The sequence below is a fragment of the Stenotrophomonas maltophilia R551-3 genome (assembly GCF_000020665.1).
Lineage (GTDB): Bacteria > Pseudomonadota > Gammaproteobacteria > Xanthomonadales > Xanthomonadaceae > Stenotrophomonas > Stenotrophomonas maltophilia_L.
In genome coordinates this window covers 89076-112075 of sequence record NC_011071.1, presented here as the reverse complement: position 1 = coordinate 112075, position 23000 = coordinate 89076, and the positions used below count along the sequence as shown (strand labels likewise).

Annotated in this window: 17 protein-coding genes; 12 read left to right on the top strand and 5 right to left on the bottom strand. The window is 68.1% G+C overall.

Annotated elements, in window-relative coordinates; all coding sequences use genetic code 11:
• Positions 1-345 precede the first annotated feature (345 nt).
• The 9 genes from SMAL_RS00455 to SMAL_RS00415 are packed head-to-tail and all read left to right on the top strand — an operon-like array spanning position 346 to position 12712.
• Complete coding sequence (locus SMAL_RS00455) at positions 346-1977, top strand: TldD/PmbA family protein (RefSeq protein ID WP_012509670.1); 1632 nt, start codon at positions 346-348, stop codon at positions 1975-1977.
• Between the two features lie 27 nt (positions 1978-2004).
• The gene (locus SMAL_RS00450) at positions 2005-3639 is read left to right on the top strand and encodes a TldD/PmbA family protein (RefSeq protein ID WP_012509669.1); all 1635 of its coding nucleotides are present in this window, start codon (positions 2005-2007) and stop codon (positions 3637-3639) included.
• A 21-nt stretch (positions 3640-3660) separates the two neighbouring features.
• A complete protein-coding gene (locus tag SMAL_RS00445; protein WP_012509668.1) occupies positions 3661-4995 on the top strand; it encodes a TldD/PmbA family protein in 1335 nt (444 codons plus the stop codon).
• Positions 4995-5702, top strand: coding sequence for a DUF4159 domain-containing protein (locus SMAL_RS00440; protein WP_012509667.1), 708 nt, complete (start codon positions 4995-4997; stop codon positions 5700-5702). The genes SMAL_RS00445 and SMAL_RS00440 overlap by 1 nt, the downstream gene beginning before the upstream one ends.
• Positions 5703-5718: 16 nt before the next feature.
• The gene (locus SMAL_RS00435) at positions 5719-6702 is read left to right on the top strand and encodes an AAA family ATPase (RefSeq protein ID WP_012509666.1); all 984 of its coding nucleotides are present in this window, start codon (positions 5719-5721) and stop codon (positions 6700-6702) included.
• Positions 6703-6709: 7 nt separating this feature from the next.
• On the top strand, positions 6710-7606 hold the full coding sequence (locus SMAL_RS00430; RefSeq protein ID WP_012509665.1) for a DUF58 domain-containing protein: 897 nt from the start codon (positions 6710-6712) through the stop codon (positions 7604-7606).
• Positions 7603-8724 (top strand): BatA domain-containing protein, encoded by a 1122-nt coding sequence (locus SMAL_RS00425; RefSeq protein ID WP_012509664.1) that lies wholly within the window; start codon positions 7603-7605, stop codon positions 8722-8724. The genes SMAL_RS00430 and SMAL_RS00425 overlap by 4 nt, the downstream gene beginning before the upstream one ends.
• On the top strand, positions 8721-10907 hold the full coding sequence (locus tag SMAL_RS00420; protein WP_012509663.1) for a hypothetical protein: 2187 nt from the start codon (positions 8721-8723) through the stop codon (positions 10905-10907). Before SMAL_RS00425 ends, SMAL_RS00420 begins: the two co-directional genes overlap by 4 nt.
• A complete protein-coding gene (locus SMAL_RS00415) occupies positions 10904-12712 on the top strand; it encodes a hypothetical protein (RefSeq protein WP_012509662.1) in 1809 nt (602 codons plus the stop codon). The genes SMAL_RS00420 and SMAL_RS00415 overlap by 4 nt, the downstream gene beginning before the upstream one ends.
• A gap of 99 nt (positions 12713-12811) precedes the next feature.
• Here the strand turns inward: SMAL_RS00415 and SMAL_RS00410 are convergent, their stop codons facing one another.
• Complete coding sequence (locus SMAL_RS00410; protein ID WP_012509661.1) at positions 12812-13486, bottom strand: hypothetical protein; 675 nt, start codon at positions 13484-13486, stop codon at positions 12812-12814.
• 39 nt (positions 13487-13525) lie between these two features.
• Positions 13526-14044 (bottom strand): hypothetical protein, encoded by a 519-nt coding sequence (locus SMAL_RS00405; protein WP_012509660.1) that lies wholly within the window; start codon positions 14042-14044, stop codon positions 13526-13528.
• Positions 14045-14256: 212 nt separating this feature from the next.
• On the opposite strand from SMAL_RS00405, the gene SMAL_RS00400 reads away from it, so the two are divergent.
• The 3 genes from SMAL_RS00400 (at position 14257) to SMAL_RS00390 (ending at position 18146) form a co-directional block, all read left to right on the top strand.
• Positions 14257-16746 carry a DEAD/DEAH box helicase gene (locus SMAL_RS00400; RefSeq protein ID WP_012509659.1) on the top strand — a complete coding sequence of 830 codons (2490 nt, stop codon included), beginning with the start codon at positions 14257-14259 and terminating at the stop codon, positions 16744-16746.
• The gene (locus SMAL_RS00395) at positions 16743-17765 is read left to right on the top strand and encodes a ribonuclease H-like domain-containing protein (protein WP_012509658.1); all 1023 of its coding nucleotides are present in this window, start codon (positions 16743-16745) and stop codon (positions 17763-17765) included. The genes SMAL_RS00400 and SMAL_RS00395 overlap by 4 nt, the downstream gene beginning before the upstream one ends.
• 66 nt (positions 17766-17831) lie before the next feature.
• The gene (locus SMAL_RS00390; protein ID WP_012509657.1) at positions 17832-18146 is read left to right on the top strand and encodes an I78 family peptidase inhibitor; all 315 of its coding nucleotides are present in this window, start codon (positions 17832-17834) and stop codon (positions 18144-18146) included.
• A 93-nt stretch (positions 18147-18239) separates the two neighbouring features.
• Here SMAL_RS00390 and SMAL_RS00385 read toward each other — a convergent pair whose 3' ends face one another.
• The 3 genes from SMAL_RS00385 to SMAL_RS00375 all read right to left on the bottom strand — a co-directional run bounded on the left by SMAL_RS00385 (position 18240) and on the right by SMAL_RS00375 (position 22987).
• The gene (locus SMAL_RS00385; RefSeq protein ID WP_012509656.1) at positions 18240-20234 is read right to left on the bottom strand and encodes a M56 family metallopeptidase; all 1995 of its coding nucleotides are present in this window, start codon (positions 20232-20234) and stop codon (positions 18240-18242) included.
• A gap of 3 nt (positions 20235-20237) precedes the next feature.
• A complete protein-coding gene (locus tag SMAL_RS00380; RefSeq protein ID WP_012509655.1) occupies positions 20238-20624 on the bottom strand; it encodes a BlaI/MecI/CopY family transcriptional regulator in 387 nt (128 codons plus the stop codon).
• Positions 20625-20731: 107 nt separating this feature from the next.
• Positions 20732-22987 (bottom strand): TonB-dependent receptor, encoded by a 2256-nt coding sequence (locus tag SMAL_RS00375; RefSeq protein ID WP_012509654.1) that lies wholly within the window; start codon positions 22985-22987, stop codon positions 20732-20734.
• Between the last annotated feature and the right edge of the window lie 13 nt (positions 22988-23000).

Genomic DNA, 23000 nt, shown 5'->3' with positions numbered 1-23000 from the left:
AAGGTCGACACCTACCAACAGCCCCGGAGATCTGTCAGAGGTGGGGCGGTGTCGGAGTGCGGGGTGTCAGCCGCATGGATGCGGCTGCCAAGCCTACAGGGACGTACTTGCGGCGTCCCCGCACTCCGACACCGCCCCGCCATCCCACGGAATGCCGCTCTGGCTCTGGCTCTGGCTCTGGCCGTTGCCGTTGCATTGAGCAGGTGCAGGGCTGCAAGCCCTGCCGAAACATCCCCAACCATGACTGCAGTCACTTGCCCGGACGCGCTGCGCTGGCGAAAGTCGAGGAGTTGACGTGATCGGATCGGTCCTTTGCCGGCCGCACGGAAGTGAGAGAGAGACGCTGTGCAACGACGTGAGTTCCTGGCATTTTCCGCTCTGGGCCTGGCGGGCCTGACCCTGCCGCATTCGCGGCTGATCGCCGCCGAGCAGTTGCTGGCCCCGGTCGACCCGGCCAAGCGCCGGCGCCTGGCCGAGGTCGCCCTCGCCGCCGCGCGTTCGGCCAAGGCCAGCTACTGCGACGTGCGTATCGGGCGCTACCTCAACCAGTCGGTGATCACCCGCGAGCACCAGGTCGGCAACGTGACCAACCGCGAATCGTCCGGCGTGGGCGTGCGGGTGATCGTCAACGGTGCCTGGGGTTTCGCCGCCACCCACCAGCAGACCGAAGCGGCGGTGCGCACCGCCGTCGAACAGGCCACCGCCATCGCCCGCGCCAATGCCAGCATCCAGTCCCGCCCGGTGCAGCTGGCGCCCACCCCGGCGGTCGGCGAGGTGCGTTGGCAGACCCCCATCCGCCGCAACGCGTTGGAAGTGCCGATCCAGGACAAGGTCGAGCTGCTGCTGGCGCTCAATGCGGCCGCACTGAATGCGGGTGCCGACTACATCAATTCCACCCTGTTCCTGGTCAACGAGCAGAAGTACTTCGCTTCCAGCGACGGCTCGTTCATCGACCAGGACATCCACCGCATCTGGCTGCCGTTCACCGCCACCGCCATCGACAAGGCCAGCGGCAAGTTCCGCACCCGCGCCGGGCTGTCCTCGCCGATGGGCATGGGCTACGAATTCCTCGATGGCGACGCGCGCGGCAAGGTACAGCTGCCGGGCGGCATCACCGCCTACCGCGATTCCTACGACCCGGTTGAAGACGCCATCGCCGCTGCCCGCCAGGCGCGCGAGAAACTGAAGGCGCCCTCGGTGAAGCCCGGCAAGTACGACCTGGTGCTGGACCCGTCCAACCTGTTCCTCACCATCCACGAGAATGTCGGCCACCCGCTGGAACTGGACCGCGTGCTCGGCTACGAAGCCAACTACGCCGGCACCAGCTTCGCTACGCTGGACAAGCGCGATGCCGGTTTCCGCTGGGGCAGCGACATCGTCACCTTCTTCGCCGACAAGACCCAGCCGGGCAGCCTCGGCGCGGTTGGCTACGACGATGAAGGGGTGAAGACCCAGCGCTGGGACCTGGTACGCGACGGCATCCTGGTCGACTACCAGGCGACGCGCGATGAGGCGCACATCCTCGGCCGCGATGCCTCGCATGGCTGCAGCTATGCCGACTCGTGGTCCAGCGTGCAGTTCCAGCGCATGGCCAATGTCTCGCTGGCACCGGGCAGGACGCCGCTGAGCGTGGAGGACATGATCAAGGACGTGGAGAACGGCATCTACATCCACGGCCGCGGCTCGTACTCCATTGACCAGCAGCGCTACAACGCGCAGTTCGGCGGCCAGCTGTACTACCAGATCAGGAACGGCAAGATCACCGGCATGGTCGAGGATGCGGCCTACCAGATCCGCACGCCGGAATTCTGGAACGCCTGCACCGCCATCTGCGATGAACGCGACTTCCGCCTCGGCGGTTCGTTCTTCGACGGCAAGGGACAGCCCGGCCAGGTGTCGGCGGTCTCGCACGGTTCGTCCACCACCCGTTTCAACGGCATCAACATCATCAACACCGCGCGCAGTCTCGGCGCTTGAGCCACCCGTCCTTCATGGAGAGCAGCCTTGCACAGACGTGACTTCCTGGCCCTGACCGGGCTTACCGCTGGCGGCCTGATCGTGCCGTCGTTCTTCGGCAAGGCGATCGCCGCCGAGCAACTGCAGTCGAGCCTCGACCCCGCGCTGAAAAAGCGCCTGGCCGACGCCGCCCTGCAGGCCGCGCGCAGCGCCGGCGCCACCTACTGCGACGTGCGCATCGGCCGCTACCTGCGGCAGTTCGTGATCACCCGCGAGGACAAGGTGCAGAACGTAGTGAACACCGAGTCCACCGGTGTGGGCATCCGCGTGATCGTCAACGGGGCCTGGGGCTTCGCCGCCACCAATGCGCTGGGCACCGCCGACGTGGCCAGGGCCGCGCAGCAGGCCGCGGCGATCGCCAAGGCCAATGCCGGCGTGCAGACTGCTCCGGTACAGCTGGCCAAGGCGCCGGGCGTCGGTGAGGTGAGCTGGCGCACGCCGATCCACAAGAATGCGATGGAAGTGCCGATCAAGGACAAGGTCGGCCTGCTGCTGGACGTCAACGCTGCGGCGATGGGCGCTGGTGCCAGCTTCGTCAATTCGATGCTGTTCCTGGTCAACGAACAGAAATACTTCGCCTCCACCGATGGCTCCTACATCGACCAGGACGTACACCGCATCTGGGCGCCGATGACGGTCACCGCCATCGACAAGACCAGCGGCAAGTTCCGCACCCGTTCGGGCCTGTCCTCGCCGATGGGCCTGGGCTACGAGTACCTGGACGGTGCCGCCGCCGGCAAGGTGGTCAGCCCCAATGGCGTGGTCAACTACAGCTCCTCCTACGACATGAAGGAAGACGCCATCGCGGCCGCCAAGCAGGCGCAGGAGAAGCTGAAGGCACCGTCGGTGAAGCCGGGCAAGTACGATCTGGTGCTCGACCCGTCGCACACCTGGCTGACCATCCACGAATCGATCGGCCACCCGCTGGAACTGGACCGCGTGCTCGGTTACGAAGCCAACTACGCCGGCACCAGCTTCGCCACCCTGGACAAGCGCGAACAGCATTTCCAGTACGGCAGCGAGCTGGTCAACATCTTCGCCGACAAGACCCAGCAGGGCAGCCTCGGTGCGGTGGCGTACGACGACGAAGGCGTGAAGTGCAAGCGCTGGGACCTGATCAGCAACGGCAAGCTGGTGGACTACCAGACCATCCGCGACCAGGCCCACATCCTCGGCAAGACCGAGTCCGATGGCTGCTGCTATGCCGACTCGTGGTCCAGCGTGCAGTTCCAGCGCATGGCCAACGTGTCGATGGCGCCGGGCAAGAAGCCGCTGAGCGTGCCCGACCTGATCAAGGACGTGGAGAACGGCATCTACATCATCGGTGACGGCTCGTTCTCGATCGACCAGCAGCGCTACAACGCGCAGTTCGGTGGCCAGCTGTTCTACGAGATCAAGAACGGCCAGATCACCCGCATGCTGGAAGACGTGGCCTACCAGATCCGCACGCCGGAGTTCTGGAATGCCTGCACCGCCGTGGCCGACGAGCGCGACTACCGCCTGGGCGGTTCGTTCTTCGACGGCAAGGGCCAGCCGGGCCAGGTCTCGGCGGTCTCGCACGGTTCGTCGACCGCGCGCTTCAACGGCATCAATGTCATCAACACCGCACGCAGCCTCGGCTGACCGGTCAGGAGCCCTTACACCATGAGTATCTTCACCGAAGCCCAGGCCAAGGCCATCCTCGACAAGGTCATCGCCCTGTCCAAGGCCGATGAGTGCACCGCCGTACTGGCCGGTGCGATCAACGGCAACATCCGTTTCGCGCTGAACAATGTCTCCACCAGCGGCATCGTCGACAACACCGAACTGGCGGTGACCGTCGCCTTCGGCAAGCGCGTCGGCACCGCCTCGATCAACGAGTTCGACGATGCCGCGCTGGAACGCGTGGTACGCCGCGCCGAAGACTTGGCGCGCCTGGCGCCGGAGAACCCGGAGTTCATGCCGGCCATCGGCAAGCAGAGCTATCGCGCCAGCCCGACCTTCAGCGAATCCACTGCAGCGATCGATCCGGCCTTCCGCGCCAAGGTCGCCGCCGATTCGATCGCCCCGTGCCGTGGCCACGGCCTGATCGCCGCCGGCTTCCTCGAAGACGGCCAGGGCTTCCAGGCCACCGCCAACAGCAACGGCAACTTCGCCTACCAGCGCACCACCAACTTCGACTACACCTGCACCGTGCGTACCGAAGACGGCCGCGGTTCGGGCTGGGTCGGCCGCAACCTGAAGGACGCAGCGGACTTCAAGGCCGACCAGGACATCCGCATCGCCATGCGCAAGGCCACCGAGTCGGCCGAAGCCAAGGCGCTGGAGCCGGGCAAGTACACGGTGATCCTGGAACCGGCCGCAGCCGCGGGCCTGATCAGCTTCATGATGAACTTCTTCAGCGCACGCTCGGCCGATGAAGGCCGCAGCTTCCTGTCGAAGAAGGGCGGCGGCAACAAACTGGGCGAGCAGGTCTACGATCCGCGCGTGACCATGTTCGCCGACCCGTGGCACCCGGACGCACCGGTGCTGCCGTGGGACAACGAGGGCATGCCACGCGAGCGCATCGCCATCATCGAAAACGGCAAGATCGCCAACCTGGACTACTCGCGCTTCTGGGCCCAGAAGCAGGGCAAGACCGCCAAGGCCTCGCCGGGCAACCTGCTGATGAGCGGTGGCGACAAGAGCACCGCCGAGCTGGTGCGCGGCACCCAGAAGGGCATCCTGGTCACCCGTACCTGGTACATCCGCATGGTTGATCCGCAGACCGTGCTGCTGACCGGCCTGACCCGCGACGGCACCTTCTACATCGAGAACGGCCAGATCAAGCACCCGGTGAAGAACTTCCGCTTCAACGAGTCGCCGGTGATCATGCTCAACAACATCGAAGAGCTGGGCAAGCCGGTGCGCGTGGCCGGCGATGAATCCAACTACGTGATGATGATCCCGCCGATGAAGCTGCGCGATTTCACCTTCACCTCGCTGTCCGACGCCGTCTGATGGATCGCCGGGCCTGCCTGCGCTGGTTGGCCGCTGCCGCTTCGGCGGCGGCGCTGCCGGCTTTCGCGCAGGCAGGCCCGCGCAGTTCCCGCTACGACTTCTGGTTCACCCGCCTGCAGTACGACTCCGGCGACTGGGACGTGGACGCGCGCATGCCGTCCAACCTGATCACCTCGCTGATCGACTACACCTCGCTGCGCGTGGATCCGCAGGAACACGTGGTGGCGCTGGCCGATCCGCGCATGCTGGAAGCGCCGTTCTGCTACCTCGCCGGGCACACACTGGTGGAGTTCAATGCCGCCGAGCGGCAGAACTTCGTGCGCTATGTGCGCAACGGCGGCTTCGTCTTCGTCGACGACTGCAACCATGATATCGACGGCCTGTTCGCCACCTCGTTCGAGGCGCAGATGGGTCGCCTGTTTGGACCGAAAGCATTGCAGAAGCTGCCCAACAGCCACGCGCTGTACCGCAGCTTCTTCCGCTTCCCCGACGGGCCACCGGCCACCAGTTTCGAGCTCAATGGCTGGGGCGATGACCTGGTACACGACTACCTGAAAGGCATCGAGGTCGACGGCCGCCTGGGCCTGCTCTACAGCAACAAGGACTACGGCTGCGAGTGGGACTACGACTGGCGCAACAAGCGCTTCCTGGCCGAAGACAACACCCGCTTCGGCGTCAACATCGTGATGTACGCGTTGAACAATTGATAGGACCTGCACGCCCATGACCACCGCTGACCTCGACTCCCTGCTGCCGCGCCTGCACGATCTGCGCGCTGCGCTCGCACGCGCGGTGGTGGGCCAGAACACCGTGGTCGAACAGCTGCTGATCGGCCTGCTGGCCGGCGGCCACTGCCTGCTGGAAGGCGCCCCGGGGCTGGGCAAGACCCTGCTGGTGCGCTCGCTCGGGCAGGCGCTGGAGCTGCAGTTCCGGCGCGTGCAGTTCACCCCCGACCTGATGCCCAGCGACATCCTCGGTACCGAGTTGCTGGAGGAAGATCACGGCACCGGCCATCGCCATTTCCGCTTCCAGCAGGGCCCGATCTTCACCAACCTGCTGCTGGCCGACGAACTCAACCGTACCCCGCCCAAGACCCAGGCCGCGCTGCTGGAAGCGATGCAGGAGCGTACCGTCAGCTACGCAGGCACCACGTATGCACTGCCTGCACCGTTCTTCGTGCTGGCCACGCAGAACCCGATCGAGCAGGCCGGCACCTACCCGCTGCCGGAAGCACAGCTGGATCGTTTCCTGCTGCACGTGCTGGTGGATTACCCGAGCGAGGACGAAGAGCGGCAGATCCTGGAACAGACCACCGGCGGTGCCACCGACGCGGTGCCGAAGGTGATGGATGCCGAAGCGGTGATTGCCCTGCAGGCCGCGGTGCGCCAGGTGCATGTCAGCCCCGATGTGCTGGCCTGGATCACCCGCCTGGTGCGCGCCAGCCGTCCCGCCGAAGGCGCACCGGCGGCAATCAACCAATGGGTGAAATGGGGCGCTGGCCCACGCGCCGGGCAATCGCTGGTGCTGGCGGCGAAAGCACGCGCATTGCTGCAGGGCCGCTTCGCCGCCACCCGTGAGGATGTGCAGGCCTTGGCCGCGCCGGTGATGCGTCATCGCCTGCTGTTGTCGTTCGCCGCCGAGGCCGAGCAGAAGCGTGCCGACGACGTGGTCGCCGCCCTGCTGCAGGCCGTGCCGTTCCCGGGTTGAGCCACGCGTGAACGCTGGTACGTCGTTGACCCTGCCACCCGAACTGCGCGCGCGCCTGCGCCTGCTGCGGTTGCGGCCGCGCCTGGCCAGCGGTGCGAGCGGCATTGGCCAGCACGCCAGCCGCAGCCGTGGTGCCGGCCTGGAGTTCGCCCAGTACCGGGCCTACGAGCCGGGTGACGAACTGCGCCAGATCGACTGGAAGCTGTATGCGCGCTCGGACCGCTTCTTCGTGCGCGAATCCGAACGCGAAAGCCCGATCACGGTCTGGCTGCTGCTCGATGCCACCGCTTCGGCCGGTCAGGCCGACCGCGCGGCGCCGGAACGCACGCGCTTGGACCACATGCGCGGCGTTGCCGCCTGCCTGGTCGAACTGGCCCTGCAGCAAGGCGACCGTTTCGGCCTGCTGGCGATCAATGGCGATGGACTGCAGCTGGTGCCCGCAGCGAGCGGCGCACGCCAACGTGACCGCGTGCACCTTCAACTTCATGCGCTGCAGGCGCGCGGCGGCTGGCCATCGGCGGATCGACTACGCCCGCTGTGGGAACGCGTACGCCCCGGCGACATGCTGCTGGCCATTGGCGATGGCTTTGATGAAGCCGGCATCGTGCTGCTGGAACAACTGGCCAGCGCGCGCCGTGAAGTGGCCCTGCTGCAGATCCTGACTGCCGACGAACGCGACTTCCCGTTCGATGCCGGCCACCGCTTCCGCGATCCGGAAACCGGCGAGGAACTGCTGGGCGATGGTGCGGCGATCCGCGCCGACTACCTGCAGCGCTTCGCCGACGCACGCAGTGCGCTGCAGTCGCGCCTGCAGGCCAGCGGCATCGCCAGCGCCACCGGCTGGCTCGACCAGCCCCTGGACCAACCACTGCAGGCGCTGTTTGGCCGTGGGGGCGGTGCATGACCCTGCTGTTCCCATTGGGTCTGGCCGCGCTCGCCGCATGGCTGCTGCCGCTGCTGATCCACCTCGCCCGCCGCCATCCGTACACACCGCTGGATTTCGCTGCGCTGCGCTGGCTGCGCGCACAGATCCGGCCACGCCAGCGCATCCGCTTCGATGACTGGCCATTGCTGCTGGTGCGCCTGCTGTTGCTTGCCGCGCTGGCTTTGCTGCTGGCACGGCCTGCGTTGACCGGGCCTGCACCAGCCCCCACTGCGTGGACGGTCGTTGCTCCAGGGCTGGACGCGACCGCTCTGCGCGGCACCGCCGAAGCGGGCAACTGGCATTGGCTGGCGCCGGGCTTCCCGGCCATTGATCAAGTGCCACCTGCGTCCACGGCCTCCCTGCCCAGCCTGCTGCGCGAACTGGACGCGCAGCTGCCCGTTGGCACCGCATTGACCGTGCACGTTCCCGATCCCCTGCCCGGCCTGGATGGCGCCCGCCTGCAGCTGTCGCGTGAGGTGCAATGGCACACGCAGCCGATGCCGGTCACTGCGCAACCGCGTGCCGCAACGTCGCCGCGCCTGCGCGTGCACAGCGATGCTTCGGCCGCTGCCCAGCACTGGTTGAATGCACTGCAGCGCGCGTGGGGCGTGCAGGCGCCGCTCGCTCCTCTGGTGGCGGATGCCCTGCCCGAACGCGGCGAGATCGGCGTATGGAGCCGCAACGACGCACTGCCGGCGAACTGGCAGGCGTGGCTGCAAGATGGCGGCAGTGTGCTGATCGCCGCCAAGCCCGCCACGGAAGCCCAGGTCCTGCTGCGCAGCGCCGAAGGCGTGCCGCTGTTGTGGCAGCAACGTGTCGGCCTTGGCCGCCTGCTGTCACTACCGGGTGATTGGGATGCCGCCAGCAACACCGCGCTGCGCGATCCACAGCTGCCGCGTTCCCTGCTGCTGGCCCTGCAGCCGCCGCCGTCGCCACGCGTGGGCGATGCACAGGACCAGGCGCCGCGCCAGATTGCACTGCCCGCCGCAGCATCGCCGGTGCGTGAGCCCACGGCGTGGCTTCTGCTGGCAATCGTGCTGCTGTTCGCACTGGAACGCTGGATGGCCAGCAGCGCGCGGCGCAGGGCGATCGCATGAAGACGCTGCAGCATGCCTGGCAACGTGCGCGTCGTCGCCGCGCCGCCATCACCCTGCTGCTGGGCCTGCCGTGGGCGCTGGCTGCGACGGCGCTCGCACTGCGGCTGTCCGGTTTCGATATCGCCTGCGTGGTCGCCACGGTCAGCCTGCTCGCCTGCGCGGCCTTCGCCACTGCACGTGCCCGCCAGCTGGACCGCCAGTGGCTGCAGCGCCAGCTCGATGGCAGCGGTGCCAGCGAGGACAGCGCCGACCTGCTGTTCGCCGACGCCGCCGCACTCAATCCGCTGCAGCAGCGCCAGCGTGCGCATGTGCTGGCCACGCTGGAACGCGCGATGCCGGAGCTGCGTCCGCGTTGGCCGCACCTGGCGGTGATGCTGTGCTGGATCGGTGGCTTGGCCGTTGCCCTGCTCGCGTTCGGCTGGCCGCGTTCGAACCCAGACCCGGCAGCCGTTCATTCCGCCACGACCGGCAGCACGGCGTCCGCAGGCCCGCTGCAACTGCAGTCCAGTCGCCTGCGCATCGACGCACCGGCTTACACCGGGCAAGCCACGCTGACGCAGAGCACGCTGGATGCAAAGGTCGCCGCCGACAGCCAGCTGTCGTGGTCGTTGCGCTTCGACCGCGCACCGGCCAAGGCATGGCTGCAGTTCCACGATGGTCGCCGGTTGCCGCTGAGCGAGCACGATGGACAGTGGCAGGCGCAGGATGTGGCACGCACGCCGGTGCTGTACCGCGTGGTGAGCGAACCGGCGCTGGCCGAAACCCGCCTGTACCGGCTGGATGTAGTGGCCGACCGCGCGCCCAGCGTGCGCGTGCTGGAGCCCTCCGCCAGCCTGGTGCTGGGCACGCCGGGGCAACGCCAGTGGGCGCTGCGCTTCGAGGCCAGCGACGATTACGGTGTCGCGGCGCAGGCAACGCTGTCGATCACCACCACCCAGGGCAGCGGCGAGAACATCACCTTCGTGAAGCGCAGCGTCACGCTTGCCGGCAGCGGCGAAGCCACCGCGCGGCGTTTCGCCCACACCCTTGATCTGGCTGCGCTGGGCGCACAACCGGGCAACGATGTCATCGCCCAGCTGGAGGTGCGCGACAACCATGCGCCCACGCCGCAGACCGGACGCAGCAGCAGCGTGATCCTGCGCCTGCCCAGCGCCGAAGTCGCACTCGGTGCAGAGCTGGAAGGCCGCATCAAGAAGACCCTGCCGGCCTACTTCCGCAGCCAGCGGCAGATCATCATCGATGCCGAAGCGCTGATCCGGCAACGACGCAGCCTGGCCGCCGAGGATTTCGTGAAGCGCAGCGATGCGATCGGTGTCGACCAGCGCATCCTGCGCCTGCGCTACGGCCAGTTCCTGGGTGAGGAAAGCGAAGGTGCGCCGAAGCCACCGCCGACCAGCGACCTGCCCACCAGCGATACGCCCGCCGCAGACGACCACGACCACGACCACGATCACGACGACGATCACGATCACGACCATGGCGCCGAGGCCGGAGCGCACGATGAGCATGGCCACGATCACGGCGGCAAGGCGTCCAATGCCGATACGCCACCGGTGTTCGGCAGCGCCACCGACGTGCTCTCCGAGTACGGCCACACCCATGACCATGCCGAGGCGGCCACTCTGCTCGATCCGCAGACCCGTGCCACGCTGAAGGCAGCGCTTGACCAGATGTGGTCGGCCGAAGGCGAGCTGCGCCAGGGCCGCCCGGAGCAGGCGCTGCCGTTTGCCTACAAGGCATTGGGCTTCATCAAGCAGGTGCAGCAGGCCGAGCGCATCTATCTGGCCCGGGTCGGACCGGAGCTGCCACCGATCGATGAAGGCCGCCGCCTCGGCGGTGACCGTGCCGGGCTGGCCAGTCGTGAACTGCCGCTGGCCGCCCGCACCCCGCCCGATCCGGCCATCGTAGAAGCCTGGCAGCGTCTCGGCGACGACACCGGCGCGCCGGATCTGGATGCGCTCGCGACCTGGCAGCAGCGCAACGCGGCCTACCTGCCCGATGCACTCGATCTGGCTGCGGCCATCGAGCAGCTGCGCATCGAGCCCGGTTGCCACGACTGTCGCCAGCGCCTGCGTGCACAGTTGTGGCGGGCGCTGCAGCGTCCGCTGCCGCAGGTGATGCGGCGCAGTGCCGCCGATGCGATGGGGCAGCGGTACCTTGATGCGCTGGAGGCGCAGCCATGAACGCCTCCGCTGTGAACCTGTGGATTGCACTGGCACTCGCCCTGATCGTGGTCATCGCCAGCGTGCGCCAGCTGCGTGGAGACACCGCGCACCCTGGCCGCCGGTGGATCATGATCGCACTGCAGATCATCGTCGCCGCGCTGCTGTATTTCTGCCTGGTGCCGCCCACCCGCCAGCAACCCGCAGGCGGGCTGGTGGTGCTCGGAACCGATGCCGACAAGGCCAGCGCGCTCCCGGCCAGCGAAGGCCCGCTGTTGCTGTTGCCGGAAGCTGCCGATATTCCCGGCGCACAGCGCGTTCCCGACCTGGCCACCGCGCTGCGCCAGCATCCGGCGTCCACACTGACACTGGTCGGTGCGGGCCTGGCCGCACGTGACCATGACGCGCTGCTGCCACCGGATGTACGTTGGCAGGCCGCACCGGAGCCGCGCGGCTGGATCGCACTGCAACCACCGGCCAATGTCGCTCCCGGTGCTCGTTTTGACGTCCAGGCACAGGCGCGTGGCGCGGCCAGAGCGAAAGCAGAGCTGCTTGACCCCGCCGACAGCGTGGTTGATCGCACGGACGTTGCCGAGGACGGGCGCGTGAAGCTCAGCGGCATCGCCCGCGCCGAAGGCCGCAGCGTGTTCCAGCTGCGCCTGCTCGATGCCGACGGCCATGTGGTGGACAGCGTACCGGTGCCGCAGCAGACCCTGCCGGCCGCACCGCTGCGCCTGATGGTGCGCGCCAGTGCGCCGGGTCCAGAGCTGAAGTACCTGCGGCGTTGGGCGGCCGATGCCGGCATCCGCGTGCAGGTGCAGGCCGATACCGGGGCGGGTGTCAGCGTGGGAGATGGCGCGGTCGCGCTGGATGCGGCGTCACTCGCGCGCAGCGATCTGCTGCTGCTGGACGAGCGCAGCCTGGCCGCATTGAGTGCCGGCCAGCTGGCTGCCGTGCGGCAGGCGTTGCGCGAGGGACTGGGCGTGCTGGTACGCGGTGCGGGCGCACCTTCGGCCAGCGCGCGCCAGCGCCTCCGCGATCTGGGCCTGCCGGTGCAGGGCGATGGAAGCAGCCGCACCCTCGAACTTCCCGGCGACGGCGACAGCGCGGTCCTCGCTGCACGGCGTGGCCCGCTCGCCGCGGGTACGCTGCCGACCGGCTACGGCGAAGAGGCTGACCGCAGCTCGCACAATGCTCCCCTGCCTGCGCTGGAAGCACTCGCGCTGCAGGCACCGGGCAGCACCGCCCTGCTGCAGGATGGCACGGGCAAGGCTGTCGGTGGCTGGCGCGCTGCCGGCAAGGGCCGCATCGGCCTGCTGCCGCTGACCGACAGCTGGCGCTGGGTACTGGCCGGGCGCGACGATCGCCACGGCGAACTGTGGAGCGGCGTGGTGGCCACGCTGGCACGTGCACAGGGCAGCGCTGATGCGCTGTGGTCACCGCAACCGATCGGCTGGGCAGGCGAACGACAATCGCTGTGCGGTGTGCAGGCGCCGCTGCAGGTCTTCAACAAGCGTGGCGACGATGTATCCCTGATCGTCGATGGCGCGACGTCGGCGCTGCGCTGCGCTGGCTGGTGGCCCCGCGAACCGGGCTGGCAGCGCCTGCAGCACGGCGACAGCGTTGTCTGGCGCTATGTGTTCGACCCGAAGGACGCACCCGCACTGCATCGGCAGGCGATGATCGATGCAACCACTCAGGCGTTGGCCTCCAGTACGTCGGCGAACGCGTTGGTGATGCAGCACGTGCCGGGCTCGCGCTGGCCCTGGTGGCTGGCGTTCGTGTTGTGCGCATCGCTGCTGTGGTGGCTGGAACGGCGACGCTGAGCCCATCGATTGGATCGCGGACAGCATCCACGCATGGCGTGGATCTACTGGCCGGTTGCCCTGGTAGATGCCAAGCTTGGTTGGCGCCTTTCCGCGAGGTCAACGCGTGCCCGCGCGCCGGTACACGCCGTTGAAGCGCACGTTCATGCCACCGCATTCGCGGTTGTCGGCCACGATCAGCACCTCCCCCAGCGAATGCACGCGCACCTTGCAGGTGTCCTCTACAAACTCGACATCGGCACCACGCGGCGCCGCGCGCGCTTCCACCTGGCCCATGTTCGGCCCGTAGGGACGCTGCTCCGGCGTGGGGTTGGCGGAGGGCCAGTAGGCGTCACCCTCCACATGCAGCTGCCCGCCCTGCACGGTGATGCGCAGGCCGTTGTCGCCGTCCTTCCAGTGGCCCGCCCAATCCTGCAGCGACGGCACGACCACCGGCAACGCCTGCAGCTTGCTGCGGTCCACCCAGCCAGCACTGCCACCCACCTTGTTCGGGAAGAACGCGCAGCGGTAGCGGCCAAGATCACGCCCGGTCACCACGGTATCGCCATTGACCACATAGCTGCGCTGTCGGCAGGCCGGTTCGCCCTTCGCCGGGCAGCCGTCCATGTCGCCAAGCAGGTACAGACGGGGCGCATCGACCACCCGCGCCAGAGCGAACCGGCTCTGTTCAGAGGGAAACGCGCCATTGCGGCAGGCGCCATCACCGGCGATGCCATCGGCGAAGGCGGACGCCGGCAGCAATGCGGCCAGCAGGCAGATCGAACGCAGGAACATGGCAGCACTAGCGGTGGGGAGCCGGCAGGATATACCGGCCTACTTCACCGGCGGTGCATCGCCGGCATCCTGCTCCTGGGAGAACCGCAGCGCACGCTGCTGCTGTTCGGCACTGAGCTCCGGCGGTGGCCGCGCCACGGCGGCCTGGATCTGCGCCGGTCCGCCGGTGAGTTTGTTGATCCCCTTGGCCGCCGCCATCACACCCTTGACCACGCCCATCATGATGTAGCCACCGCCCATGCTGACCTGCTCCGGCGACGGCGGTTCGCTCCAGTCGCGACTGAAGCGGTTGTCGCCGAACTTCACCGGGTTCTTGAAACGGTACAGATCCAGCGGCTCGTCTTCGGGCTTGAGCGCACGCACTTCGCCAAGGGTGGTGACGTTGTCCTGCGGCAGGGTGGTGGAGATCGGCGCGGTGGTTGCCGCCGGCGCATCTGCAGGAGGTTCGGGCGCTGGGTCGGGCACCGCTACCGGCGTGGCCTGCTGCGCCTGCGCGATACCGGCCAGCAGCATGCTGGCCAGGACGGCTCCCTGCGTTCCACGTCGTGCCACAGCCATCCACCCTGTTGGTTGCGTCCAGCGCCCAAGGATACGGATACCGGCTTCAGATTTCGTTGCTGCACTGGCAGCTGTTCAGCCAGGGGAGATGCGGCGACACCACGGGACGCGAGGACTGAACGATTCACGCGCTCCGTGTGCGGTGTCTCACATCCTGAGACGTGAATGTGGTGCCATGTGACCCCTCGAAAAACGTCCCGGCTCCATCTTCCATGGCTTACGAACTCGCCAAGCGCACCGCCGATGCCGAGCAGAAGCTCGCCACCCGTGATGGCCTGCCGGCCCGCGACGGCGCCCTGCTCAGTGCGCGCCTGCAGCGCCGCTACCAGGACCGTATCACCGGCAGCTTCGCCATCCCCGGCCGCGAGGGTCGCTACGCGCCGCTGCCCGATTCAGTGCCGCCTGCCCTGGCTGCAGCGCTGAAGGCACGTGGCATCGAGCAGCTCTACAGCCACCAGGCCGAGGCCTGGGAGGCCAGCCAGCGTGGCGAGCATGTGGCCATCGTCACCCCCACCGCCAGCGGCAAGTCGCTGTGCTACACCCTGCCGGTGGTCAGCGCGGCGATGCAGGACAAGGCCAAGGCGCTGTACCTGTTCCCGACCAAGGCACTGGCCCAGGACCAGGTGGCCGAGCTGCTGGAACTCAACCGTGCCGGCGATCTGGGCGTAAAGGCCTTCACCTTCGATGGCGACACTCCCGGCGATGCGCGGCAGGCGATCCGCCTGCACGGCGACATCGTGGTGTCCAACCCGGACATGCTGCACCAGGCGATCCTGCCGCATCACACCAAGTGGGCGCAGTTCTTCGAGAACCTGCGCTACATCGTCATCGACGAAGTGCACACCTACCGCGGCGTGTTCGGCAGCCACGTCACCAACGTACTGCGCCGGCTCAAGCGCATCTGCGCGTTCTATGGCGTGCAACCGCAGTTCATCCTGTGCTCGGCCACCATCGGCAATCCGCAGGCGCATGCCGAGGCGCTGATCGAAGCACCGGTCACCGCCATCACCGAGTCCGGCGCGCCCAGCGGGCCCAAGCAGGTGCTGTTGTGGAACCCGCCGGTGATCAACCCGGATCTGGGCCTGCGTGCCTCGGCGCGCTCGCAGAGCAACCGTATCGCGCGCATCGCGATCAAGTCCGGGCTGAAGACCCTGGTGTTCGCGCAGACCCGGTTGATGGTCGAGGTGCTGACCAAGTACCTGAAGGACATCTTCGACCACGACCCGCGCAAGCCGCCACGCATCCGCGCCTACCGCGGTGGCTACCTGCCCACCGAACGCCGCGAGACCGAGCGTGCGATGCGCGCCGGCACCATCGACGGCATCGTCAGCACCTCGGCACTGGAGCTGGGCGTGGATATCGGCAGCCTGGACGTGGTCATCCTCAACGGCTACCCCGGCAGCGTGGCCGCCACCTGGCAGCGCTTCGGCCGTGCCGGCCGCCGTCAGCAGCCGGCGCTTGGGGTGATGGTGGCCAGTTCGCAGCCGCTGGACCAGTACGTGGTGCGGCATCCGGACTTCTTCGCCGAGGCCTCGCCTGAGCACGCGCGCATCGCGCCGGACCAGCCGCTGATCCTGTTCGACCACATCCGCTGCGCAGCCTTCGAGCTGCCGTTCCGGGTCGGTGATGGCTTCGGCCCGATCGACCCGGAAGTGTTCCTGGAAGCGCTGGCAGAGACAGAAGTGATCCACCGCGAAGGCGAACGCTGGGAATGGATCGCCGACAGCTATCCAGCGAACGCGGTCAGCCTGCGTGCGGTGGCCGATGGCAACTTCGTGGTGGTCGATCGCAGCGATGGCCGCCAGCAGATCATCGCCGAGGTCGACTATTCCGCTGCCGCACTCACCCTGTACGAAGGCGCCATCCACATGGTGCAGTCCACGCCCTACCAGGTGGAGACGCTCGACTGGGACGGCCGCAAGGCCTATGTCACCCGCACGCATGTGGATTACTACACCGACAGCATCGACTTCACCAAGCTCAAGGTGCTGGACCGCTTCGACGGTGGCGTGGCCGGCCGTGGTGATTCGCATCATGGCGAAGTGCACGTGGTGCGCCGCGTGGCCGGCTACAAGAAGATCCGCTACTACACCCACGAGAATATCGGCTACGGCCCGGTGAACCTGCCCGACCAGGAACTGCATACCACCGCGGTGTGGTGGCAGCTGCCGCAGGCGCTGTTGCTGCGCGCGTTCGCCAGCAAGCAGGATGCGCTCGATGGTTTCCTCGGCGCGGCGTATGCGCTGCACATCGTCGCCACCGTGGCGGTGATGGCCGATGCGCGTGACCTGCAGAAGTCCGTGGGCAACGGCGATGGTTCCTGGTTCGCGATCGCCGACCAGAGCGGCCGTGGCCAGCTGCGTGGCAGCGAAGGTGATCCCGGTGTGGTGGAGCTGCTGCAGGAGTTCGTGCCCACCGTGTATCTGTACGACAACTTCCCCGGCGGCGTCGGCCTGAGCGAACCGCTATGGCAGCGCCAGGCCGAGCTGGTGCAGCGCGCGCGCGAACTGGTGCAGCGCTGCGACTGCAAGGCCGGCTGCCCGGCCTGTGTCGGGCCGGTGCTGGCCGCGCAGGAAGAAGATGAGACTTCGCCGCGTGCGCTGGCGCTGCGCGTGCTCGACCTGTTCGATGCCGAGGCCTGCCAGCACGTGCCCGACGTGGTGATGACCACGCGCGATCCGATGGAGCTGCTGGCCCCGTGAGCCTGAGCCTGGACAAGCTGCGCCTGCTGCGGAAGCAGGCCGGTGACCCGAAAGCAGTCACGCCGGCTGCGCCCGAGCCGCCGCCCGCAGCGCCGGCACCGGTTGCCGCCAACGATGCGCGGCAACCACCGGCCGAGCGTTCGGTGTTCGCCTGGGTCGAACAGGAAATCCGCCACAAGGCGACTGGCGCAGCGGCCTCCACACCGACACCCGCACCGCTACGTCGGCCGGAAGTGGGTAGCCTGCATCGCCTGCTCGGCCTGCGCACGCGAGGCGGCCCTGCACCTGCACGGGCCAGCGCGCAGGATCGCCAGCTGCCTGGCGAGGAAATCGCACCGGGCCTGTTCCTGATCGAATCGCTGCAGCCGCAGCCCATTCCGGCGCAGTCGATGTCGCTGGATTTCGCCCGCCGCGAAGGCGAACACGTGGCTCCACGCGACCTGCTGTTCTTCGATACCGAGACCACCGGCCTGGCCGGCGGCACCGGCACCCGTGCCTTCATGATCGGCGCGGCCGACTGGCATGTGTGCCCGCAACGCGGCGAAGGCCTGCGCATCCGCCAATTGTTGATGTCGACGATGGCCGCCGAGGACGCGATGCTGGCCACCTTCGCCAGCTGGCTGCAGCCGTCCACCGTGTTCTGCAGCTACAACGGCCGCAGCTACGATGCACCCCTGTTGAAGGCGCGCTACCGACTGGCCCGCCAGCGTTGCCCGATTACAGCGCTGGATCACGTCGACCTGCTCTATCCGACCCGCCGCCGCTATCGCGGCACGTGGGAGAACTGCAAGCTGTCCACCATCGAACGCCAGCTGCTGCGCGTGGTGCGCGAGGATGACCTGCCCGGCTCGGAAGCGCCCGGCGCATGGCTGCGTTTCCTGCGCGGCGGCGACGCGGTGAACCTGCGCCGGGTGGCCGACCACAACCACCAGGACGTGGTGACCCTGGCCCTGCTGCTGCAGCGGCTGGTACGGGAAGAACAACGTGAACGCGAAACCCTGGCGCTGGTCGGGCAGTAGGCGTTGACGCGGCCTGACGGTGGCAGCGGTGACACTGCCGCCACCATCCACGCCTGGAGCCCGACGATGCGCCTCAATCCCCTGGTCCTGCTCGCCATCCTGCCGTTGGCCGCCTGCAGTCACGCTGGCAGCAGCACCTCCCACGATCCCGCGCCAGCGCCCGTGGCCGATGCCGCGCACGAATGCAAGCCGGAGGCGCTGGAAGCCTTCACCGGCAAGACCGCCGACGAAGCCACGATCAAGAAACTGGTGACCGCCAGCGGCGCGCGCGGTGCACGGGTGGTCAAGCCGGGCATGGCGGTGACCATGGACTTCCGCCAGGACCGCGTGACCGTGCAGGTAGATGCGCAGAACCGGATCGAACGCGCCAGCTGCGGTTGATCGCCCGGTGGGTAGCGCCGGGCCATGCCCGGCGCCTTCCCTCTCCAGGCGTGCCGCTGCGCTCGCCGGGCATGGCCCGGCGCTACCGCCGTTTCAGAGGCGCTCGGCTTTGCCGCTGGCCAGTGCGCGCGCGATCACCTGCTGCGCCTGCTGCGATGCCTGCGCATGTACGCGCGCCTGACGCTCGCCCAACGCGGCCTGTTGGCTGCCCAGTGCCGCCTGTCGGCTGGCCAGTTCGGACTGCTGGCTGGCCAGGCGCTGCATGTCACGGGTGCGGCCGGATTGCGCGGCCTCGCTGCGGGCTTCCTGCATCGCACGACGTGCCTCGGCGGCGGCCTCGCGTGCAGCCTCACGCGCAACGGCCATATCGCTGGTCGCACCACGCGCCGCCTTTGCTGCTTCTGCGGCGGCCTCACGGTTGATGTCGTGGGCGGCCATCGCGCTGCGCGCTACCTCAGCGGCGGCCAGCGCAATGCGGCGTGACTCCTCGCCCTGCAGGCGGCCCATCTCACCCATCTGCCTGCCGAGTTCGCCCTGCTCGCGACCCAGCGCACTCTGCTGGCGGCCCAGTTCGCTCTGCTGGCGACCGAGGTCTGCGGCGCCGCTGTAGGCGCGCTGCAGGGTCTGGATCAGCATCGGGTCGCGCACCACATAGCGCTTGTCGCCCTGGCGGAACCACAGCGCCGGCCCCTTGCCGAGCTGCCTGCGCGCCACCGTTACATCGTCGATGCCGCCATTGGCGAAGGTCGAATCACCATCGACCAGCACGTAGGCCTGCGACGGCGACTTGCCGAGGTCCAGGCGCCCGTAGGTGGTGATGGAGGTGGTGTGGGAAGTCGAATGTTCACTGTGCATGTCGGTATCCACATCGACATCCACGTCGACCGCCACATCGGCATCGTCCGGGCCTGACAGCGCCTCGACATCGGCCGGCTCGGCAGGCGGCGCGGGCGCCACCGGCACGGCCGGAACGCGCGCGGCCGAAGGCGGTGCGGGCGGCGCGTTCGGAGCCTTCGGGGGCGGCGGCACCACGGCCTTCGGTGCGGCCGGAGGCGCCGGCGGTGCCGGCGGCACTGGCGCCGCCACCAGCCGCATCGGTGCCACGCCCACCACAACGACGACAGCGGTCAACGCCATCGCCAGGATGCGCGGGCAGGACCGGCGCGACTGCAGCGAAAGCAGGCGGCGCTTGAGGCTGGTGGTGTTCGGCGCGGCGCTGGCCACGCCCAGGTGTGGCTGCGGTGCCACGCCCAGCTGCAACAGCAGGCGGCCATAGGCCTGGCGACTCGCGCCGTGCTGGCCGACCACGGCCGCATCCACGGCTTCCTCGCGGGCCTGTGCGTATTCGCGCACCGACAAGCGCAGCAGCGGGTGGAAGAAGAACAGGTGCTGGGCCAATGCGGGCAGCAGGCCCCACTGCAGATCGCGCCGCTGCAGATGCTGCAGCTCGTGGGTCAGTGCCAGGTCCAGCGCATCGCCCTGCAGGGCATTGTCGCCGGCCGGCAGCAGCAGCACCGGGCGGAACGGGCCGACCAGCTGCGGTGCGTCCACCTGCGCGCTCATCCACAGCCGCGGCGCAGGGCGTACGCCGTGGGCATCGGAGGCCAGCTGCAGCGCCTGCACCAGCGCCTCGTCCTCGCAGGGATAGGCGGCGGCCAGCAGCGCCCGGCAGCGGCGCCACTCACCGAAGGTGCGTAGGGCCATCAGCAGCACACCGGATGCCCACAGCACAGCCAGTGCAACGGCCCACCACGCAACTGCCGGCACGTCCGCTGCAGGCACCGGCATCGTCGCCAGCAGCTGCGCCGAGGCGTCCGGCGCCAGCGGGTAGACCATATCTGCGGCAACGTCCGTGGCGGTCATCGCCACCGCCTGCGGTGCCGGCAGCCAGGCCAGCTGCAGCGGCTGGCTCCAGAACAGGCCGAGCACGGCCTGCAGCGAAACCAGCCACCACAGGCGGCAGCGGGTGGCCGCCGACAGGGACGGCAGTGCGCGGCACACGCCGTACACCAGGGCCACCAGCAGCACGGTCTGCAGGCTGGTCCAGCCCAGCCGTTCCAACAACAGGATCAGCATCGTGGTGTCCATGGCTCAGCCCTCTTGGCGGCGCGATTGGAGTTCGGCGACCAGCGCTTCCAGCTCGGCCAGCTCGTTGTCGCTGACCTGCTGGCGCTGCGACAGGTAGGCCACGAACGGCGACACCGAGCCCTGCAGCGTGTTGTCGACGAACTGGGCCACTGCACCCTGCAGCACGCTTTCCGGGCCACGGGTGGCCTGGTAGCGGTAGACGCCGTCCTGCTGCTGGCGACGAAGATACCCCTTCGCCCGCAGCCGCTCCATCATCGTCAGCACGGTGGACCGGGCCAGGCCACGGGCCTCGCCGTAGCCACTGGCGACCTCGCCGACGCTGGCCGGCGCATGTTCATCGATGTACTGCAGCAGGGCCAGCTCCTGGTCCCCGATCGTCTTGCCACGCATGACACCACTCCCTTGACTACACGTGTCGCCACTTTCTGAGTGACGACAACTGTAGTCAACCCCCCGGAAGTCATGGGCCGACGAACGGTAGGGGGATGTCGTCCGGCTCAGTACTCCACCCGGTACCCGATCGAGAAGGTCCGCCCTGCCGCCGGCAGACTGGACATCTTTCCGTAGGTCGCCTCGGCCTGCTGGCCATAGACCGTGCGGTAGTCACGATCGGCCAGGTTGTAGATGCCCGCGCTGAAGCGGCCGCCTGCCAGTGGTACTTCGCCGATCAGGTCGAACACCGCATAGCCGTGGATCTTCGCCGCCGGGGTGGCGCGAATGCTGGGACTGATCGCTGCGAGTGGCGCATCGCGCCAGGCACGATCGGTCCCGCCCACCACTTGTCCCTGCAAGCGCAGCAGGCTGTCATTGGCGAAGCGCCACTGCCCATGCACACCAGCCTTCAAGGGTGAAACGCGGAACGCATTGAGCTCACGCCAACGTCCGGCAGCATCGCGGTACTGGCCCCGGGTGCTGGCAAGGCTGGCGCCCAGCTCCAGCTGCGCCGTCGGCGTGTAGCGCAGGTTGGCCTCCACGCCCCACACGCGCTCATCGGTGTCGGCCACCGACACGCTGTAGTCACGGTTGAACTGCACGGTCTTGTCCGAGCGGTTGTAGAACGCGGTCACCGCGCTCTGCAGCGATGCATCGCTGCGGCGCCAGCCCAGCTCATAGCTGTCGACCTTGATCGGGCCGACGTTGCGGCTGTCGATGACGAAGCTCGCCGGCACATCGCGCAGCATGCGCTGCGTATCGGGCAGGCTGAATCCCTGCGAGAAGTTCGCGAAAAGCTGTTGCGATGCGTCCAGCCGGTACACCACGCCGGCATTGAACAGGGTCTGCGCGTGGCGCACGCGGCCACCCTGCAGCAGGCGCGGCGTGTACCCCGCAACGGCGTCGGCGGTGATCGCTTCGGTGTAGGGAAGTGAATCCTCGACGCGGTTGCGCAGGATCTGGTGGCGCACGCCGGCCTGCACGCTGAAGCGCTCGCCGAGCGAATGGTCGGCCTGCAGGAACAGTCCGGTGGTGTCCACGCGCACGTCCGGCCCCATCGCGTACTGCGCTGTCGGTCGGTAATCCAGACCATTGCTGGCGATGAAGCGGTTGATGTCATACATCTGTCCGCGCTGGCTGTCCTGCTCGCGCTCGTGGTCCACACCGTATGACAGCTGCAGGCTGCGGCCACCAACTTGGAAATCCTTGTGCAGCGCGCTGCGCAGGCCCCAAACGTCGATTTCGGTGTTGGACTGCATCGCCACATAGGCGAAGCCCCCGCGCAGTGCCGGATGCACCAGGGTCGACACCGACGGGAACCAGCGTCCCTGCTCGTTGCGGTAATAGGCTTCCACGCTCAGTTCCTGCCCGCCCAGTACATCGCGGTTGCGGTACTGCGCATTCACTCCCTGGTGCCGGGTACGCGGCTGCGCCTCCAGCTGCAGGCCGGGCAGCGCCTGGTGGCTGGGCGTGAATGCAGGGTTGAACAGCGCGGCCAGGCGCGGGCCATAGTCGGGGCCGTGATCACTGTCCTGTTGATCGTCGAACCAGCGTACGCCGACGCTCAACCGCTGGCTGTCCGTCAGCGTCCAATCGAAGCGCGCATTGAGTTCGCGGGTCTCGGTGTCCTGCCGATCAGTCTGCGCGATCTCCGGGCCGATACGGCGGCCATGCGCATCCAGCGATGCGCCCTGCCGGCCATAGGCGAAGCCGAACGCGCCACTGAACTGATCGCCGCGCACGGTCATGGTCTGCGCGGCGTTCCAGGCCAGCGTGTCACTGGACAGATGCGAGGGGCTGCGCAGGCCGAACTGGCTGGCCAGCTGCACCGGCTGCTCACCGGGCTGCAGGGTGATGATGTTGATGATGCCGCCACTGGCACCGGCGCCATACAGCGCGGTGGCGCCGGAGATCACCTCGATGCGCTCGATCATGGTCGGCGAGATGCTGTTGAGCTGGCGCGACCCATCGCGTGCGCCGGTCAATGGCACGCCATCGATCATCACCTGCACGCTGCGGCCACGCATGGTCATGCCGTAGTTGCTGGTGGTCCCACTGGCCGGCGCCAGCGACGGCACCAGCTGGCCGAGGATGTCGGCGGTGCTGCGCCCGGCGGTGATCTGCGGGGCAATCTGCTCGCGCTCGATGGCATACACGGTGCCGGCGATCTCGGCCACGCTGCGTGCGCCTCGCACGGCGGTGACACTCACCGCATCCAGTTGCCGGGTGCCAGCCGTAGCGGACGTATTCTGCGCCGCCAGCTGGCCACTGATGGCCAACGCCAGCATCGCCAGCGGAAGGGTTGCTGCGGTATGCCGCATGGTGTCCTCGTTG

Excerpts from the sequence above, each read along its gene's own strand:
- SMAL_RS00445 (WP_012509668.1), top strand. The coding sequence starts at position 3,661 with ATGAGTATCTTCACCGAAGCCCAGGCCAAGGCCATCCTCGACAAGGTC.
- SMAL_RS00440 (WP_012509667.1), top strand. The coding sequence starts at position 4,995 with ATGGATCGCCGGGCCTGCCTGCGCTGGTTGGCCGCTGCCGCTTCGGCG.
- SMAL_RS00435 (WP_012509666.1), top strand. The coding sequence starts at position 5,719 with ATGACCACCGCTGACCTCGACTCCCTGCTGCCGCGCCTGCACGATCTG.
- SMAL_RS00425 (WP_012509664.1), top strand. The coding sequence starts at position 7,603 with ATGACCCTGCTGTTCCCATTGGGTCTGGCCGCGCTCGCCGCATGGCTG.
- SMAL_RS00420 (WP_012509663.1), top strand. The coding sequence starts at position 8,721 with ATGAAGACGCTGCAGCATGCCTGGCAACGTGCGCGTCGTCGCCGCGCC.
- SMAL_RS00415 (WP_012509662.1), top strand. The coding sequence starts at position 10,904 with ATGAACGCCTCCGCTGTGAACCTGTGGATTGCACTGGCACTCGCCCTG.
- SMAL_RS00410 (WP_012509661.1), bottom strand. The coding sequence starts at position 13,486 with ATGTTCCTGCGTTCGATCTGCCTGCTGGCCGCATTGCTGCCGGCGTCC.
- SMAL_RS00405 (WP_012509660.1), bottom strand. The coding sequence starts at position 14,044 with ATGGCTGTGGCACGACGTGGAACGCAGGGAGCCGTCCTGGCCAGCATG.
- SMAL_RS00400 (WP_012509659.1), top strand. The coding sequence starts at position 14,257 with ATGGCTTACGAACTCGCCAAGCGCACCGCCGATGCCGAGCAGAAGCTC.
- SMAL_RS00390 (WP_012509657.1), top strand. The coding sequence starts at position 17,832 with ATGCGCCTCAATCCCCTGGTCCTGCTCGCCATCCTGCCGTTGGCCGCC.
- SMAL_RS00385 (WP_012509656.1), bottom strand. The coding sequence starts at position 20,234 with ATGGACACCACGATGCTGATCCTGTTGTTGGAACGGCTGGGCTGGACC.
- SMAL_RS00380 (WP_012509655.1), bottom strand. The coding sequence starts at position 20,624 with ATGCGTGGCAAGACGATCGGGGACCAGGAGCTGGCCCTGCTGCAGTAC.
- SMAL_RS00375 (WP_012509654.1), bottom strand. The coding sequence starts at position 22,987 with ATGCGGCATACCGCAGCAACCCTTCCGCTGGCGATGCTGGCGTTGGCC.